Raw genomic sequence first — 15,188 nt, forward strand, 5'->3', positions numbered from 1 at the left:
GCGTTGACGTCCCACCAACATTACCTGGAGAGAAATCCGTGAAACATCGCTGTTCCAAGCCGGTCGCCCGGCTGGCCGTGCTCCCGCTGGGCATCGCCGCCGCACTGGTCCCGTTCGCTTCGCTGGCGCAATCGCAGCCGGACGTGCGCAGCCTGGACCGGATCGAAGTCACCGGCTCGCGCATCAAGCGCGCCGACATCGAGGGCGCGGTGCCGGTCACCGTGATCGACCGCGCCGCGATCGACGCCAGCGGCCATGTCTCGGTGGCCGATGTGCTGCGCGATACCACGTTCGCCTCGTTCGGCAACTTCAGCCCGCGCTCGGGCAGCAGCGCCCAGGGCGTATCCGACGTCAACCTGCGCGGCATCGGCTCGGACCGCACTCTGGTGCTGGTCGATGGCCGCCGCGCGCCGTACGCGCCGTCGCTGGGCAGCAATGCCGACCTCAACACCATCCCGATGGCGGCGGTGGAGCGCATCGAGGTGCTGTCCGACGGCGCCTCCGCGCTGTACGGTTCCGACGCCATCGGTGGCGTGGTCAACATCATCCTGCGCAAGGATTTCGACGGCGCCGAACTGCGCCTCGGCAGGGGATCGCCCGATGTCGCCGGCGGCGACACCGAGGAGGGATCGCTCCTGTTCGGTACCTCCGGCGAGCGCGGCAATCTGATGTTCGGCGCGTCCTACAACGCGCGCGGCATCGTGTTCACCCGCGACCAGCTCGGCGGCGACACGCGCGGCAGCTCGCCCTATGGCAACAACTTCTACTTCGAGAGCGCGACCAGCCCGGGCGAGGAGGGCGATGCCGGTGGTGCGCTGCCGGGCTATGCCTGCAAGGACCCGAACTTCTGGATGAACGGCAGCAACTGCGTCTACGACTACAACGCGGTGGCCGCCAACGAGGCCTCGATCAAGAACAAGGCCTTGTTCGCGCGCGGCACCCTGCGGGTCAACGACGCGGTGTCGCTGTACTCCACCGCCAGCTACAGCCATGCCAGCAGTTTCGGCCGCTACGCGCCGACGCCCGGGGTGCTCTACGTGGCGGAGAACTCGCCCAACGACCCGGTGCCCGGCGACGGGCTCGGCGCCTTCATCTACCACCGCTACGCCGCGGCCGGCAACCGCGACAACTACATCGACAACACCGTGCTCGACCTGGGCGTCGGCGTGGACTGGCAGGTCAACGACCGGCTCAGCGTGGATGCCGGCGTGCGCCGCAGCGACGCGCGCCTGCGCGACCAGGGACGCGGCTACATCGTCACCCCGCTGGCCGAGGCCGCCGCCGCCGATGGCCGCTACAACCTGCGCGACCCGTTCGGCAACCCGGACGAGGTCATCAAGGGCTTCACCACCACCACCAGCCGCGAAGGCAAGTTCGTCATCGACGAGCTTTACGCCAACGCCAGCCTGGACCTGTTCGACATGGCCGGCGGGCGCTCGGCGCTGGCGTTCGGCCTGGAGTCGCGCCGCGAAGACTATGCCGACACCTACGATTCATTGTCCGAAGCCGGCGTCGTGGCCGGCTCCTCGGGCAACTCGGCGGCCGGCAACCGCCGCGTGCAGGCCGCCTTCGCCGAATGGCTGCTGCCGGTGGCGGACGGGTTCGATTTCACCCTGGCCGCGCGCTACGACCGCTACAGCGATTACGGCGGCGACCTGTCGCCCAAGCTCTCGCTGCGCTGGCAGCCGCTGGCCAACCTGACCCTGCGCGGTTCGGTCGGCAAGGGCTTTCGCGCACCCAACCTCAACAGCATCCATGCCAAGCGTTCGTTCTCGGCCGAGCACGTGCAGGACTACCGCAGCTGCCTGGCGGTGGGCTATTCGTCCGCCCAGTGCGGCGGCGACGCCAACAACGACGGCATCGCCGATGGCCCGGTCAGCAAGGACGTCAGCTACCAGGTCGATACCTGGTCCAGCGGCAACCCCGCGCTGGGCTCCGAGCATTCCCGCCAGTACAGCCTGGGCCTGGCCTGGGACCCGCTGGACTGGCTGAACCTGACCTTGGACTACTACCACATCCGCATCGACGACCGCATCCGCCAGATCGAGTACCAGGAGCTGGTGGAGTTCGACAACAACGGCCTGCCGCTGCCGGCCGGAACCTCGGTGGAGCGACGCGCCAACGGCTCCATCCGCGAGATCAACACCGCCTATGCCAACGAGGGCGACCTCAGCACCCGCGGCCTGGACCTGAACCTGCGCGGCCGTTTCGACGGCGGCGGCTGGGGCCGGCTGGAGAGCTGGCTGCAGGTGGCGCGCGTGCTGGAGTTCAAGGTGACCGACGGGGCCACGGTCAAGGACCGGCTGGGCTGGGCGGCCGCCCCGGAGATGCGCGGCAGCCTGCGCAACATCTGGAGCCGCGGGGACTGGAGCGTCAACTGGAACGTCAACTACATCGGCGACCAGCGCAACCCCGGGGTCAAGCCGACCTTCGGCTTCCTGGCCGGCGACCCGGGCACGCGCGTGGGCAGCTATGTCACCCATGACCTGGCGCTGACCTACAAGGCGCCGTGGAACGCCGGCATCACCCTGGGCGCCAACAACCTGGGCAACCGCTACCCGCAGCTGGTCGAAACCGACGGCCGGCCCTGGAACTTCAACCTGTACAACGCCTACGGCCGCATCGTCTACCTGCGCTACACGCAGAAGTTCTGAGCCGCCGCCCGGGCCGTTTGCCACGACGGGCGCCCCGGTGGCGCCCGTCGTCGTTGCGGCCCCGCGACACCCCCGCGCCGGGGGCCGCCGGCGGCGGCGATATGCCACAATCGCCGCCGCACGGCAGGAAGCTGCAGGACCCCGACGTTTTGACCACCACCACCGCCACGACCACCCCGCCGCTGTTCTCGGTCGTACCCGCCGGCATCTTCGGCCCGCTGGCCTCGGCCAACCGCCAGAACTACTGGTCGCTGCTGTGCCGGATGTTCGACGAGTTCTTCGGCCCGGACGCGCCGGTGCCGCCCAGCCACGGCTTTCCGCGCCGCGAGATCACCGCCGCGATCGAGCGCTACCTGCTTGCCGACGACCCGTGGGAAGACGAGGACGGGCAGGCCCCGGACGCGCCGCTGAACGTGCGCGCCAGCGCCATCCACGACCGCTTCCGCGCCGCCGGCTGGCTGCGCCAGGAACGCATCGGCGCGCGCGAGATGGTGACCATGCCGCCGATGGTGGCGCAGCTGCTGTCCACCCTGGTGGAGTTCAGCGAGCACGGCCCGACCTTCGTCTCGGCCAAGATGCGCTCGGTGGAGCTGCAGCTGCAGCAGGTGGCCGAAGGCCGCCTGGACGGGGGCATCCTCGACGAGGCCGCCGACCAGGCGCGGCGGCTGCTGGTGTCGCTGGCCTCGATGAGCCTGCAGGTGCGCGACCTGATGCCGGAGCTGAGCAAGGCAGAGACCACCGCGCAGTTCGCCCGGCAGTGGTTCGAGCGCTACGTCGGCCAGCTGTTCATCGGCGACTATGCCGAACTGCACCGCGCCGACCACCCGATGGCGCGGCGCAGCTCGATCCTGGCGATGGTGCAGCAGCTCGAGTCCGGCGCGCAGCGCGAAGCGCTGGTGGCCTGGTACGCCGAGCACGTGACCGGCGGCGACGCCGCGCGCGCCCAGCAGCGGCTGTCACGCAGCCTGGGACGGCTGCGCGAGCTGGAACGCATCGACGAATACCTGGCCCGGCTGGACGAGGACATCCGCCAGGCCAACCGCCGCGCGCTGGCCTTCCTCGACTACCGCCTGCGCGCCCCCGACCGGCTCGACGTACTGCTGCGCCGCGCCTGCCGCGGCGTGCTGTCGGCGCCGGAGGACGCGCTGCGGCTGCCGGTGGCACCCGGCCCGCTGATGGACGAAGCACGCCTGCGCCCGCCGCACCGCAAGCCGGCGCCGATCCCGCGCAGCGCCAACGCCACCACGCCGCCCACGCCGGAGCAGCTGGCACGGCTGTCGCTGCTGCGGCGGATGAAGCGCGCACGCCTGGTCAACGCCGAGGACATGGCGCGCTACGTCGGCCGCCACCTGCGGCAGGGCGCGGCGGTCGATTCGGCGCGGCTGGACATCGCCAGCATCGAGGACCTGCGCGCCTACCAGACCCTGCTCACGCTGGCCCTGCGTGGCAACCGCGTCGGCGGCCTGCGCCGCGAGGACCCGCTCGGCCGCCTGCTGCGCGGTTTCCGCGTCGAGCTGCTCGATGCCGGCAACGGCAACCACAACGATTACCTGCGCGGCCCGCGCTTCCGCATCCTGCGGGTCGGCGCAAAACTCCCGGAAACCGCATGAAACGCAGCTGGAACACCCTGAGCCAGATGTCCAACGGCACCTATGCCGTGCAGGACTTCGAGCGCGCCGCCTACCGCCTGGCCACCGAGCAGGTGCTGTACGCCACCGACCCGCGTTCGCGCGTGGCCTACCACCTGGTGGAAGACCATTACCCCGATTTCGTCGCCGCGCTGGAGCCGCTGGGCATCCGCCTGGAGCGCAACGCGCATTACCGCTACGTGGTGGCACTGCCGGCCCATGGCGAGGGCGCGCCGGTGACGCTGGACGAAACCCTGGCCCTGCTGGTGCTGCGCCAGCGTTACGACGAGGCCATGCGCCAGGGCCTGATCGAGGACCACGGCGAGGTGGTGGTGGAACTGCCGGACCTGCAGGAGAGCTGGCAGGCGCTGACCGGCCGCGCGATGCCCGACGTCGGCGCGCTGCGCGCGCTGGCGCGCACGCTCAAGCGCTGGGGCGTATGCCGGCTGATCGACTCCGAGGGCGACGACCCGCAGCCGTTCCACCTGCGGGTGCGCCCGGCCATCGTCGAGATCGTCGGCGAGCAATGGCTGCAGCGCCTGGACCAGCACAACCGCGACGAGGCCGGCGACACCGGCGCGGAGGACGACGATGCAGCAGCTTGAGCGCATCCACCTGGTGCAGTTCTTCCTGTTCGAGGCGCAGAGCCTGCAACTGGACGCGACCAGCGCCATCATCGCGCCCAACGGCGCCGGCAAGAGCGCGCTGCTCGACGCGCTGCAGATCGTGCTGCTGGGCGGCGACCGCAGCCGCATCCGTTTCAACGCCCAGGCCGGCGGCAGCCACCGCGCGCGTACCATCCGCGACTATTGCCTGGGCGTGTTCCGCAGCGGCGAGGAAGGGCGCAAGCGCCGCACCGCCACCACCTACATCTCGCTGGTGTTCCGCGACACCGACACCGGGGTGCCGCTGACCGCCGGCATCGCGCTCGGCGCCTCGGTCGACGAGCCCGAGCACCGCACCCACGGCCTGTACCTGCTGCCGGGCGTGGCGCTGGCGCTGGACGAGCACCTGGAGCGGGTCAAGGGCAAGGAACTGCCGCTGGCCTGGAACACCTTCCGCGAGCACATCGCGCGCCGCTGCAAGGAGGTGGGCGAGACCCCGCAGCTGCATCCCAATGCCGAACGCTTCCTGCGCGACCTGCTGCTGCGGCTGCGCGCCAGCCCGTCGGCCAGCCCCGACCTCAACGCCTACCGCAAGGCCTTCCTCAACGCGCTGAACCTGCAGCGGGTCGAGGACGTGGACCTGTTCGTGCGTACCCTGGTGGCCGAGGACCGGCCCACCGACATCGCCCGCTTCCGCGCCCTGCTGGACAGCTTCCGCCAGATCAAGGAGAAGATCGAACAGGTCAAGCAGCGCATCGACGCCGCCGAGGGCGCGGAGCGCCAGTACGAGAAGATCGCCGCGCAGGCCACCCGCGCCGCCTCGGCGCGCGCACTGGCCGCCGAATACGCCCGCGACCTGTACAGCGAACAGCTCGACCAGGCCGAAGGCGCGCTCGCCACCGCGCAGAACACGCTGGCCGACACCCGTCGCCGCCTGGCCGACACCCGCGTCGAACGCGACACCCTGCGCGAGGAGCAGGCGCGCGCCAATGCCCGCCTGCAGGGCAGCGCCGGCTACGGCGAGCAGGCGCAGCTGGACGAACTGGCCGGCCGCGACCGCGACCGCCTCGCGCAGCTGAAGAAGGACCTGGCGCGCGAAGTCGGCTTCGTGCGCGACCAGTTCCGCCAGCTCGACGCGCTCGCGCTGGACGACATCGACGCCGCCGCGCTGGCCGGCGCGCGCGAAGCGTGGGACGCGTGGCATGCCGAACTGTCGGCGCTGGCCGCCGAGGCTGCCTTGCCATGGACCCCGGACGAACTGTTCGCCGGTGCGCGCCAGGCGTTGCGCGCCGCCGCGCCGCTGCGCGAGCGGGTCGACCGCCACGCCCGCCAGCTGCACGCGGCCCACGACAAGGCGCGCGACGCGCTGGAGACCGCGCGCCAGAACCAGAAGCGTCTGGCCGCCGGCCAGGCCGAACTGCACCCGGACACGGTGCGGCTGATGAGCTACCTGCGCGATGCCGGCATCGACGCGCGCCCGGTCTGCGACCTGGTGCGGGTCACCGACGCGACCTGGCAGCACGCCATCGAAGGTTATCTGCGCAGCAACATCGAAGCCCTGTTGATCCCGGACAAGGACGAGGAACGCGCGGTCAAGCTGTACCGCGGCCTGTCTGGCGGGCGCTCGGTGTATGGGGTCAAGCTCGCCCTGTCCAGCCATGCACGCAGGTCGCGTGGCGCCGACGAGCCGGAGGCCGGCAGCGTCGCCGCGCTGCTGGAGGGCGTCAACGCCGACGCACTGGCCTTCCTGCGCCGCCAGCTCGGCGAGCTGCGCTGCGTGGAAACCGAGGCCGAGCTGGTACGCAGCCGCCAGGGCCTGACCCGCGACGGCCTGCTGGCACGCGGCGGCAGCATCGAACGCCTGCGCCTGCCCGCGGCCGGCGACCTGCGCATCGGCGCCTCCGACAACCGCGCGCGGCTGCGCGTGCTGCACGAGGAAATCGAGAAGGCCGAACAGGAATTGCGCCAGATCGAGCCGCGACTGCGCCGCGCCGATGACTGCCAGCGCGGCCTGGCGCGGCTGGCCGATGCCGACGCGGTGGCGCAGGCGCTGCACGAGCGCGTGCTCGAACACCGCCAGGTGGCCGAACGCTACCGCAGCGCGCAGGAAAGCCGCCTCGCCTCGCTGGACCCGGACCTGTTGCGCCTGTCCGAACAGCTGCGTGAACTGAACGCCCAGCTCGCCGGCTGCGAGCAGCGCGCCGACGCGCTGGTCGGCCAGGAAGCCGTGGCGGCGGCCGACCTCGAGCGCACGCAGGCCCTGCTCGAAGGCCTGCGCCAGCAGGAAGAACTGATCGCGCGGCGCGCGGTGGACGCCTTCGCCGATGCGGACGTCGATCCGAACCGGGTCGAACGCCAGCGCGAGGAGCTGGACGAAAAATATCCGTCGCTGGAAGAACGCGCGCGCCGCTGCGAGGAGCGCGCCAGGGACAGCGACGCGCAGCTGGCACGGCTGCTGCCCGAGGCCTGGAGCGGTCTGGCGCAGTACGCGCGCGACCATGGGCTGGAGCTGGATTTCGACGCCAGCGCCTGGCGCCCGGCGCGCAGCCTGCTGCAGCGCGAACTGGCCCAGCTGCGCGATACCGAGCTGGTGCAGTACGAGGCCGAGGCGCGCCAGGCCTACGCCACCGCCGTGGATACCTTCCGCACCGGCGTGGCCTCCACCCTGTACGACAACTTCACCCGGCTCAAGACCCAGATCGCCACGCTCAACCGCACCCTGCGCGCCAGCCCGGCGTTCTCCAACAACGAGTGCTACCAGTTCCATTACGAGGTGGTGCCGGAGTTCCGCGAGCTGCACCGCTTCATCCAGCGCGCCGCCGACATCGGCGGCGAGGACACGCTGTTCGAGAGCGCCGGCCAGGTGCCCGAGGCGTTCCGCGCGCTGGTCGAGGACAAGGCCGCCACCCACGTGGCCAACTCGCCGCTGGACGACTACCGCCGCTTCTTCCGCTTCGAAGTGCAGATCCGCCAGGACGACCGGGTGATCGGCAGCCTCAGCGAACGCATGCGCTCGGGCTCCGGCGGTGAACACCGCGCGCCGCTGTACGTGATCGCCGGCGCCGCGCTGGCCGCGGCCTACGGCAAGAGTGAAGCGCACCCGGGCGGGCTGGGGCTGATCCTGCTCGACGAGTTCGGCGACAAGATCGACGCGCAGAACGCGCGCGCCACCACCAACTACCTGCGCTCGCTGGGCCTGCAGCTGGTGCTGGCGGCGCCGGACACCGCCCAGGGCACCCTTTCCGGCGTGCTCGACAGCTACATCGAACTGTTCCGCGACGGCGACCTGCTGCAGGCCGAGCGCATCGAGGTCACCGAAGCTGCGCGCACCCTGCTGCTGTCCGACCAGTTCGACCTGCACCCGGAACTGCTGGCGGCGGAAACCGAACGCATCGCGCGCGAGCAGGCGACGACGTGACAGCGGCGCCGGGCCGCGCCCGGGGCGCCGGCCCGGCACGTGACGCAGCGGTAGCCGCGGCCCGTGCGTCGGCCGCGGCTACCGGCGACCTCAGCGGTTGCCTATGATCTCGACCCAGTAGCCGTCCGGGTCCTTGATGAACGCCAGGTTCTTCATGCGCCCGTCCTGCAGGCGCTTCTGGAACGGCACGCCCAGTTCCTCGAAGCGTGCACAGGCCGCTTCCAGTGCCGGCACCGACACGCAGATATGGCCGAAGCCGCGCGGTTCGCTGTTGCCATCGTGGTAGACCGGGCCGTCCTGGTGCTCGGTGCCATGGTTGTGGGTCAGTTCCAGCACGCCGGGGATGCCGGCCATCCACAGCCGGCGCGCGGCGTCATCCTCGGGCACCTGCATGCCCGCCGGTACGTAGGCCAGGAAGTACAGGCTGAACGCGGCCTCCGGGAAGTCGCGCCTGTCGACCAGGCGGAAGCCGAGCACGCGGGTGTAGAAATCCAGCGAAGCGGCGATGTCCTTGACCCGCAGCATGGTGTGGTTGAAGACGAAGCCGGTGGTTTCGGCCGGTGGCTGCGCGGCCACGCCGGGCTGCTGGTGGAGAGCGTTCAGGCTCATGGCGGTGTTCCTGATATGGGGGAGGGGGCGATTCTAGAGCGCGGCGCGGCAATGCACCGGGAACGCAGCGTGCCGCGTTCCCGGTGGCGTGTGCCGTTGCCTGCCGCTCAGGGGTGCCGGGCGTAGGGCCGCAGGCTGCCGTCCTTGCCCAGCAGGTCGACCGTGAACGCCTCGCGGCGGCCATCGGCGGACTCCATGCCCGGAGAACCGATGGGCATGCCCGGCAGCACCAGCCCGCGCGCGGCCGGCTTCTCGCGCAGCAGACGCTGCACGTCCGCGGCTGGCACGTGGCCTTCCAGCACGTAGCCACCGACTTCGGCGGTATGGCACGACGCCTGCGACAGCGGAATGCCGAGGCGCTGCTTCACCGCGGCCATGTCGGTACTGTCATGGGCCACCACGGTGAAGCCGGCCGCGCGCATGTGCGCGATCCAGCCGTTGCAGCAGCCGCAGTTGGCGTCCTTGTGAACGTGCACGACCTGCGCCGCGTGGGCGGCGTGCGCGGCTGCCGCTGGCTTGCCCGCCGCCGCTGGCGGGGCGGCATCGCAGGCGGCCACGGCGAGGACGGCGCTGGCGACGATCAGCACGGATATCGTCCTGTGCAGCAGTGTGTTCATGTGGATCTCCTTCGGAAGGGGGCGGAACGCCACGGGGCATTCCGCCGTGGGGGCGGGGTCAGAACCAGAACCGCACGCCGGCGACCCAGCGCGATTCGCGGGTGGCTTCCCCGGCGTCGCGGTGCAGGTCGGCACTGCGGCCGAAGCGCCGCTCATGCACGAAGCCGACGTAAGGCGCGAAGCGGCGGGTGATCTCGTAGCGCAGGCGCAGGCCGGCGCCGACGTGGCCCAGTCCGCTGCCGACGCCGCGGTGCGGGTCGTCGTCGGCGGCCACGCTGGCCTCCAGCGACGGCTGCAGGATCAGCCGGTTGCTCAGCAGCAGCGAGTACTCCGCCTCCACCGCCAGTTCGGCCCGGCGCGGCCCGCCCAGGTAGGCGGTGGCGGCGAACTCGAACTTGTACGGCGCCAGCCCCTGCACGCCGATGGCGGCGCGGGTCAGCCCGGGTGCATCGCCACCGTCATGGCGGACGCCGCCGACCAGGTCCCACCACGGCGAGATGGCGCGCCCGTAGAGTGCGTCCAGCGACCATTCGCCGAACCGGCCCTCGCTGCGCTGGCCGTCGCTGCGCAGCCAGAGGCGGTCGATGTCGCCGCCGACCCAGCCCTTGGCCGCCCACGACTGGCCGCTGCCGCGGGCGTTGTCCCAGGCTTCCAGGTGATCGAACAGCACCAGGCTGTTGATGCCGGGCGCGTGCTGCATCGCATGCGGCGCGAGCGCCGGGAACGCCGCCGCCAGATCCGCGGCGGTCGGCGCGGGAATCGGCTCGCGCGGCGCCTGCATGGCCGCGGCGCCATGGCCGGCGTGATCGGCATGCGTGGCATGCACGTCCAGGCCGTTGGCCGCAGAACCATGGCCGGCATGGGCGTCGCCGGAGGCAGGCCGCGATGGGGGCGCGGCGGGAGTGGCATGGCCGGCATGCGGATCATTGCCGTGCATGGACTGCGCGGCGGATGCCTGCATCGCATGGCCGGCGTGCGGGTCCGTGGCCGGTTGTGGCGGTACCGCGTCGGTCGCAGGGGCCGCCGCCGCGGCATGGCCGGCGTGCATGTCCGCGGGTGCGGACGTGCTGGCCGGCATCCGGTGGCCCGCATGCGGATCGGGGGCCGGTGCGGCCGGCTTCGCCGTTGCCGCGTGGGCGGCGTGGTGCGCGTGCTGGTCGGCCTCGGCGGCGTTGCCGGGCGACGCAGGCACGTGGCCCGCATGCGGATCCGGCTTGGCGCCGGCCCCATGGCGGTGGTGGCCGTGGTGGCTGGCATGCGGTTCCTGCGCGGCGGCGTTGCCGGTGGCCGCGGCCAGGGCGATGAACAGCAGCGATCGGGTGCGTGTCTTCATGCCTCGATCCTCACTTCGCGCATCATGCCCGCTTCCATGTGGTACAGCAGGTGGCAGTGGAACGCCCAGCGCCCCAGTGCATCGGCGCGCACGCGGTAGCTGCGGCGGGTGCCGGGCGGCATGTCCACGGTGTGCTTGCGCACCTGGAACTGGCCATTGGCATCCTCCAGGTCGCTCCACACGCCATGCAGGTGGATGGGGTGGGTCATCATCGTGTCGTTGACCAATACGATGCGCATGCGCTCGCCGTAGTTCAGCCGCAGCGGCTCGGCACCGGCGAACGGGACGCCGTCGAAGTTCCAGGCGAACTTCTCCATGTGCCCGGTCAGGTGCAGCTCGATCTCGCGGCCGGGTTCGCGCCCGTCCGGGTCCTCGAACAGCGAGTGCAGGTCGGCATAGGCGAGCACCCTGCGGCCGTTGTCGCGCAGGCCGATGCCGGGGTCGTCCAGCCGCGGCGAACTGGCCGCGCTCTGCATGTCCACCAGCGGATTGCCGCGCTCGCCGGGGGGATGCTTCGGCGCGCTGCCACCGCCACTGCCGTGTCCGCCGTGGGCGCCATGCGCTGCCTGTCCGGCAGGCTCTCCGTGCGCCATCGGCATGTCACCGTGGCCGCCGCCGTGGTCGTGGGCCATGTCGGCCATGGTCAGCAAGGGCCGCGGGTCCAGCGCCGGCACCGGCGCCTGCAGGCCGTGGCGCACCGCCAGGGTGCCGCAGGCATGGCCGGTGCGGCCCATGTCCTGGGCGAAGATGGTGAACGCGTCCTGGCCGCTGGGCTCGACGATCACGTCGAACGTCTCGGCCACCGCGATGCGGAACTCGTCCACGCTCACCGGGTGGATGTACTGGCCATCGGCCGCCACCACGGTCATCTTCAGCCCCGGGATGCGCACGTCGAAGTAGGTCATCGCCGAGCCGTTGATGAAACGCAGCAGTACTTTCTCGCCGCTGCGGAACAGCCCGGTCCAGTTGCCGGCCGGCGCGGTCCCGTTCATCAGGTAGGTATAGGTGTGGGCGTTGATGTCGGACAGGTCCGACGGCGTCATCCGCATCCGCCCCCACATGCCACGGTCGGCGAGGGTGGCGCGCAGGCCGTCGCGGCGGGCATCGCGCATGAAATCGCCCACCGTGCGCTGGTAGGTGTTGTCGTGCATCGGCATCTTCTTCATCCGCCGGTACAGCGCGGCCGGGTCCAGGTCGGTCCAGTCCGACAGCAGCACCACGTGCTCGCGGTCGACGCGGTACGGCGGCGGCTCCAGCGGATCGATCACCAGCGCGCCGTACAGGCCCGCCTGTTCCTGGAACAGCGAATGGCTGTGGTACCAGTAGGTGCCGGACTGGCGCAGCTGGAAGCGGTACTGGAAGGCCTCGCCGGGGGCGATGCCGTCGAAGCTCAGCCCCGGCACGCCGTCCATGTTGGACGGCAGCAGGATGCCGTGCCAGTGGATCGAGGTCATCTCGTCGGCGAGCGTGTTGGCCACGCGGATGCTGACCGTATCGCCCTCGCGCCAGCGCAGGATCGGCGCCGGCAGCGAGCCGTTGACGGTGACCGCGCTGCGCGCGCGGCCGGTGAAATCGACCGTCGAGCGGCCGATGGCCAGGCTCAGGTCGGTGCCGCGCAGCTCGCTGGCGGCCATCGCCCGCGGGACGGCGGCGAAGGCGTCGGATGCGCGCCACAGGCCGCTGCCGGCGACGACACCGCCCAGGGCCAGGCCCTGCACGAAGCGGCGCCGCGACAGCACCGAGCGCGGGTCGGAAAGGAAATCGTTTTTCATGGGAACTCCATCGGTCGCCCGCCGGCGAAGGCGGGCGGCAACTGCGGATTTGCCGGGGGCGCGCGGGAGGCGCCGGCGGAAGGCGGCGACCGACGTCACCCACGCTACGCGCTGCGTGCCCCGGGGGGATGGCCGTCACGCGCGAATGGCCCGCGCGGCGGCAACAGCCGGATCAGGTGATGGGCGGCCGGTGCAGCTGGCGCGGGCGCACGTCATAACGCCCTGGCGTGGGCGCGCCGGGCTCGGTCGCGCGGGCGATGGCACTGGCCGGCGACGCCAGTGGCGTGGGCAGCATGTTGCAGTGCTGGGTGCAATCGCACTGCTTGCCGTCGTCGCAGGGCGACGCAGGAGCCGGGGACGGCTTGGACGCATCGTGCAGGCCGCCGCCGTCATGGCAGCAGCCGTGATCCATGACCATGTCCATGGACATGGCCGCGACCGGCGCGGCGGCGGCCGGCATCGCCATCGCCGTGGCCGACCACACCGACCCGATCGCACCGGCGATCAGGGACAGGCACAGCAGCAGGGGCAGCAGGATGCGCGGCACGCGTAGTCGGTAGGGAAACCTGCGCGCACCATACCACCGTGCGGCGCGCGACGCTGCCGGCGGCGGCAGCGGTGGCCGTCCGCAGTAGAATCGGCTTCAGCTTTCATTAGAGTGTGTGATCCATGTCCCAGCGCGCCTGGGTGGCGGCGGCCATCCGCAAGATCGAAGCCGATTTCAACCGCTCGGCCGATACCCACCTGATCCCGGTGGACCTGCCCGGTTTCCCCGGCATCGACGTCTACCTGAAGGACGAATCCAGCCACCCGACCGGCAGCCTCAAGCACCGCCTGGCGCGCTCGCTGTTCCTGTACGCGCTGGCCAATGGCTGGCTGCGCGAGGGCTGCCCGGTGATCGAGGCTTCCAGCGGCTCGACCGCGGTGTCCGAGGCCTACTTCGCGCGCCTGCTGGGGCTGCCGTTCATCGCCGTGATCCCGGCCAGCACTTCGCCGGAGAAGATCGCCGCCATCGAGTTCCAGGGCGGGCGCTGCCACCTGGTGCAGCGCGCTTGTGATCTGAACTGCGAATCCGAACGGCTGGCGCGCGAAACCGGCGGCCATTTCATGGACCAGTTCACCTACGCCGAGCGCGCCACCGACTGGCGCGCCAACAACAACATCGCCGAATCGATCTTCAAGCAGATGGCCGAGGAGCCGCATCCGGTACCGGAATGGATCGTCTGCAGCCCGGGCACCGGGGGCACCGCGGCCACGCTGGGGCGTTATGTCAGCTACCGCCGCCACGACACCCTGATCATGTGCGCGGACCCGGAGGTATCGGTGTTCTATGACGGCTACTGCGCCTCGCTGGCAGGGGCCGACTGGCGTGACCTGACTTGCGAAGGCGGCTCGCGTGTGGAGGGCATCGGTCGCCCGCGCGTGGAGCGCAGTTTCATCCCTACCTGTGTCGACGCCATGGTCAAGGTGCCCGATGCCCTGAGCCTGGCCGCCATGCGCCACGTCAGCGCCACCCTCGGGCGCCGCGTCGGCGGTTCCACCGGCACCAATTTCATCGGCGTGCTGCAGGCCGCGCAGCTGATGCGCGATGCCGGCCGCGACGGGTCCATCGTCACCATCCTCTGCGATGCCGGCGAGCGCTATGCGCACAGCTATTACGACCCCGCCTGGTACGACCACCAGGGGATCGACGTGGCCGCCGCCGACGCCGCCGTCGCCGCGGCGGTGAACGGGCAGGGGCTGCCAGCGCTGCCTTGTGCGTGGCTCGAGCCGTCGCCATATCGGAGCTGATACCGGCCACGCCGGACCCGTTTCCAGGACTGCCCATGATTGCCAACCCCCTGCTCGACTTCTCCGGCCTGCCGCGATTCGACGAAATCCGCCCGGAGCACGTCACCCCGGCCATCGATGCCCTGCTGGCCGAAGCCGAAGCCGCGGTGAAGGCCGCCGAAACCGTCGCGCCGGTGAGCTGGGAGGCCTTCGTGACGCCGTTGGACGACGCCACCGAGCGGCTGTATCGCGCCTGGGGCCAGGTCGCCCACCTGCAGGCGGTGGCCGACACCCCGGAGCTGCGTGAGGCCTACAACGCCAACCTGCCCCGGATCAGCCGTTTCGGCAGCGCGATGGCGCAGAACCCGGCCTTGTACGCGCAGTACAAGGCATTGGCGGCGTCGCCGGAGGCCGCGGCGTTCGACCCGGCCCGGCGCAAGGTGCTGGACAATGCCCTGCGTGACTTCCGCCTGGGTGGCGCCGAGCTCGACGAGGCCGGCAAGGCGCGCTTCGCCCAGATCCAGCAGGAACTGTCGGCGCTGTCGGCGAAGTTCTCGCAGAACGTGCTCGATGCCACCGACGCATTCGCCCTGTATGTCGAGGACGAGGCCGAACTGTCCGGCCTGCCGGCCGATGTGCGTGCCAGCACCCGTGCCGCCGCCGCCCGGGAAGGGCGCGAAGGCTGGAAGCTGACCCTGCACATGCCCTGCTACCTGCCGGTGCAGACCTATGCGGACAACCGTGCGCTGCGCGAGGCGCTCTACCGCGCCCATGCGGTGCGC

11 protein-coding genes (1 of these 11 running past the window's edge) are annotated in these 15,188 nt (G+C 71.1%); 6 read left to right on the plus strand and 5 right to left on the minus strand.

Annotated elements, in window-relative coordinates; translation table 11 throughout:
- Positions 1-38: 38 nt before the first annotated feature.
- The 4 genes from ACJ7VY_RS02195 to ACJ7VY_RS02210 all read left to right on the plus strand — a co-directional run bounded on the left by ACJ7VY_RS02195 (position 39) and on the right by ACJ7VY_RS02210 (position 8,305).
- On the plus strand, positions 39-2,654 hold the full coding sequence (locus ACJ7VY_RS02195; RefSeq protein WP_409476285.1) for a TonB-dependent receptor plug domain-containing protein: 2,616 nt from the start codon (positions 39-41) through the stop codon (positions 2,652-2,654).
- A gap of 149 nt (positions 2,655-2,803) precedes the next feature.
- The gene (locus ACJ7VY_RS02200; protein WP_409476286.1) at positions 2,804-4,264 is read left to right on the plus strand and encodes a Wadjet anti-phage system protein JetA family protein; all 1,461 of its coding nucleotides are present in this window, start codon (positions 2,804-2,806) and stop codon (positions 4,262-4,264) included.
- The gene (locus ACJ7VY_RS02205; protein WP_104937947.1) at positions 4,261-4,887 is read left to right on the plus strand and encodes a DUF4194 domain-containing protein; all 627 of its coding nucleotides are present in this window, start codon (positions 4,261-4,263) and stop codon (positions 4,885-4,887) included. Before ACJ7VY_RS02200 ends, ACJ7VY_RS02205 begins: the two co-directional genes overlap by 4 nt.
- Positions 4,874-8,305: an SbcC/MukB-like Walker B domain-containing protein gene (locus ACJ7VY_RS02210; protein WP_409476287.1), complete on the plus strand. Its 3,432-nt coding sequence runs from the start codon at positions 4,874-4,876 to the stop codon at positions 8,303-8,305. The genes ACJ7VY_RS02205 and ACJ7VY_RS02210 overlap by 14 nt, the downstream gene beginning before the upstream one ends.
- A gap of 90 nt (positions 8,306-8,395) precedes the next feature.
- Here ACJ7VY_RS02210 and gloA read toward each other — a convergent pair whose 3' ends face one another.
- From gloA to ACJ7VY_RS02235, 5 genes are all read right to left on the minus strand, one after another.
- Positions 8,396-8,914: a lactoylglutathione lyase gene (gene gloA / locus ACJ7VY_RS02215; RefSeq protein ID WP_104937949.1), complete on the minus strand. Its 519-nt coding sequence runs from the start codon at positions 8,912-8,914 to the stop codon at positions 8,396-8,398.
- Positions 8,915-9,021: 107 nt separating this feature from the next.
- Entirely contained in the window at positions 9,022-9,519 is a 498-nt protein-coding gene (locus tag ACJ7VY_RS02220) for a DUF411 domain-containing protein (RefSeq protein WP_409476779.1), read from the minus strand.
- Between the two features lie 70 nt (positions 9,520-9,589).
- On the minus strand, positions 9,590-10,609 hold the full coding sequence (locus tag ACJ7VY_RS02225; protein ID WP_409476780.1) for a copper resistance protein B: 1,020 nt from the start codon (positions 10,607-10,609) through the stop codon (positions 9,590-9,592).
- A 251-nt stretch (positions 10,610-10,860) separates the two neighbouring features.
- Positions 10,861-12,636, minus strand: a complete 1,776-nt coding sequence (locus tag ACJ7VY_RS02230; protein WP_409476288.1) for a copper resistance system multicopper oxidase — start codon at positions 12,634-12,636, stop codon at positions 10,861-10,863.
- A gap of 172 nt (positions 12,637-12,808) precedes the next feature.
- Positions 12,809-13,183 carry a CopL family metal-binding regulatory protein gene (locus ACJ7VY_RS02235; RefSeq protein WP_161614340.1) on the minus strand — a complete coding sequence of 125 codons (375 nt, stop codon included), beginning with the start codon at positions 13,181-13,183 and terminating at the stop codon, positions 12,809-12,811.
- Between the two features lie 122 nt (positions 13,184-13,305).
- Between ACJ7VY_RS02235 and ACJ7VY_RS02240 the strand changes: the two genes are divergently transcribed.
- Together ACJ7VY_RS02240 and ACJ7VY_RS02245 are read left to right on the plus strand one after the other, a co-directional pair.
- Positions 13,306-14,427 carry a PLP-dependent cysteine synthase family protein gene (locus ACJ7VY_RS02240; RefSeq protein WP_409476289.1) on the plus strand — a complete coding sequence of 374 codons (1,122 nt, stop codon included), beginning with the start codon at positions 13,306-13,308 and terminating at the stop codon, positions 14,425-14,427.
- Between the two features lie 38 nt (positions 14,428-14,465).
- Positions 14,466-15,188: the 5' portion of a M3 family metallopeptidase gene (locus ACJ7VY_RS02245; protein WP_161614347.1), read on the plus strand. It continues 1,302 nt past the right edge of the window; only the first 723 of its 2,025 coding nucleotides appear in the window; its start codon is at positions 14,466-14,468; its stop codon lies beyond the right edge, outside the window.

Source organism: Stenotrophomonas sp. Y-13, from assembly GCF_046267925.1.
Taxonomy (GTDB): Bacteria; Pseudomonadota; Gammaproteobacteria; order Xanthomonadales; family Xanthomonadaceae; genus Stenotrophomonas; species Stenotrophomonas acidaminiphila_A.

Bases quoted from the DNA above. Each gene is read 5' to 3' on its own strand.
- ACJ7VY_RS02205 (WP_104937947.1), top strand. From the start codon at position 4,261: ATGAAACGCAGCTGGAACACCCTGAGCCAGATGTCCAACGGCACCTAT.
- ACJ7VY_RS02210 (WP_409476287.1), top strand. From the start codon at position 4,874: ATGCAGCAGCTTGAGCGCATCCACCTGGTGCAGTTCTTCCTGTTCGAG.
- gloA (WP_104937949.1), bottom strand. From the start codon at position 8,914: ATGAGCCTGAACGCTCTCCACCAGCAGCCCGGCGTGGCCGCGCAGCCA.
- ACJ7VY_RS02225 (WP_409476780.1), bottom strand. From the start codon at position 10,609: ATGCCGGCCAGCACGTCCGCACCCGCGGACATGCACGCCGGCCATGCC.
- ACJ7VY_RS02230 (WP_409476288.1), bottom strand. From the start codon at position 12,636: ATGAAAAACGATTTCCTTTCCGACCCGCGCTCGGTGCTGTCGCGGCGC.
- ACJ7VY_RS02240 (WP_409476289.1), top strand. From the start codon at position 13,306: ATGTCCCAGCGCGCCTGGGTGGCGGCGGCCATCCGCAAGATCGAAGCC.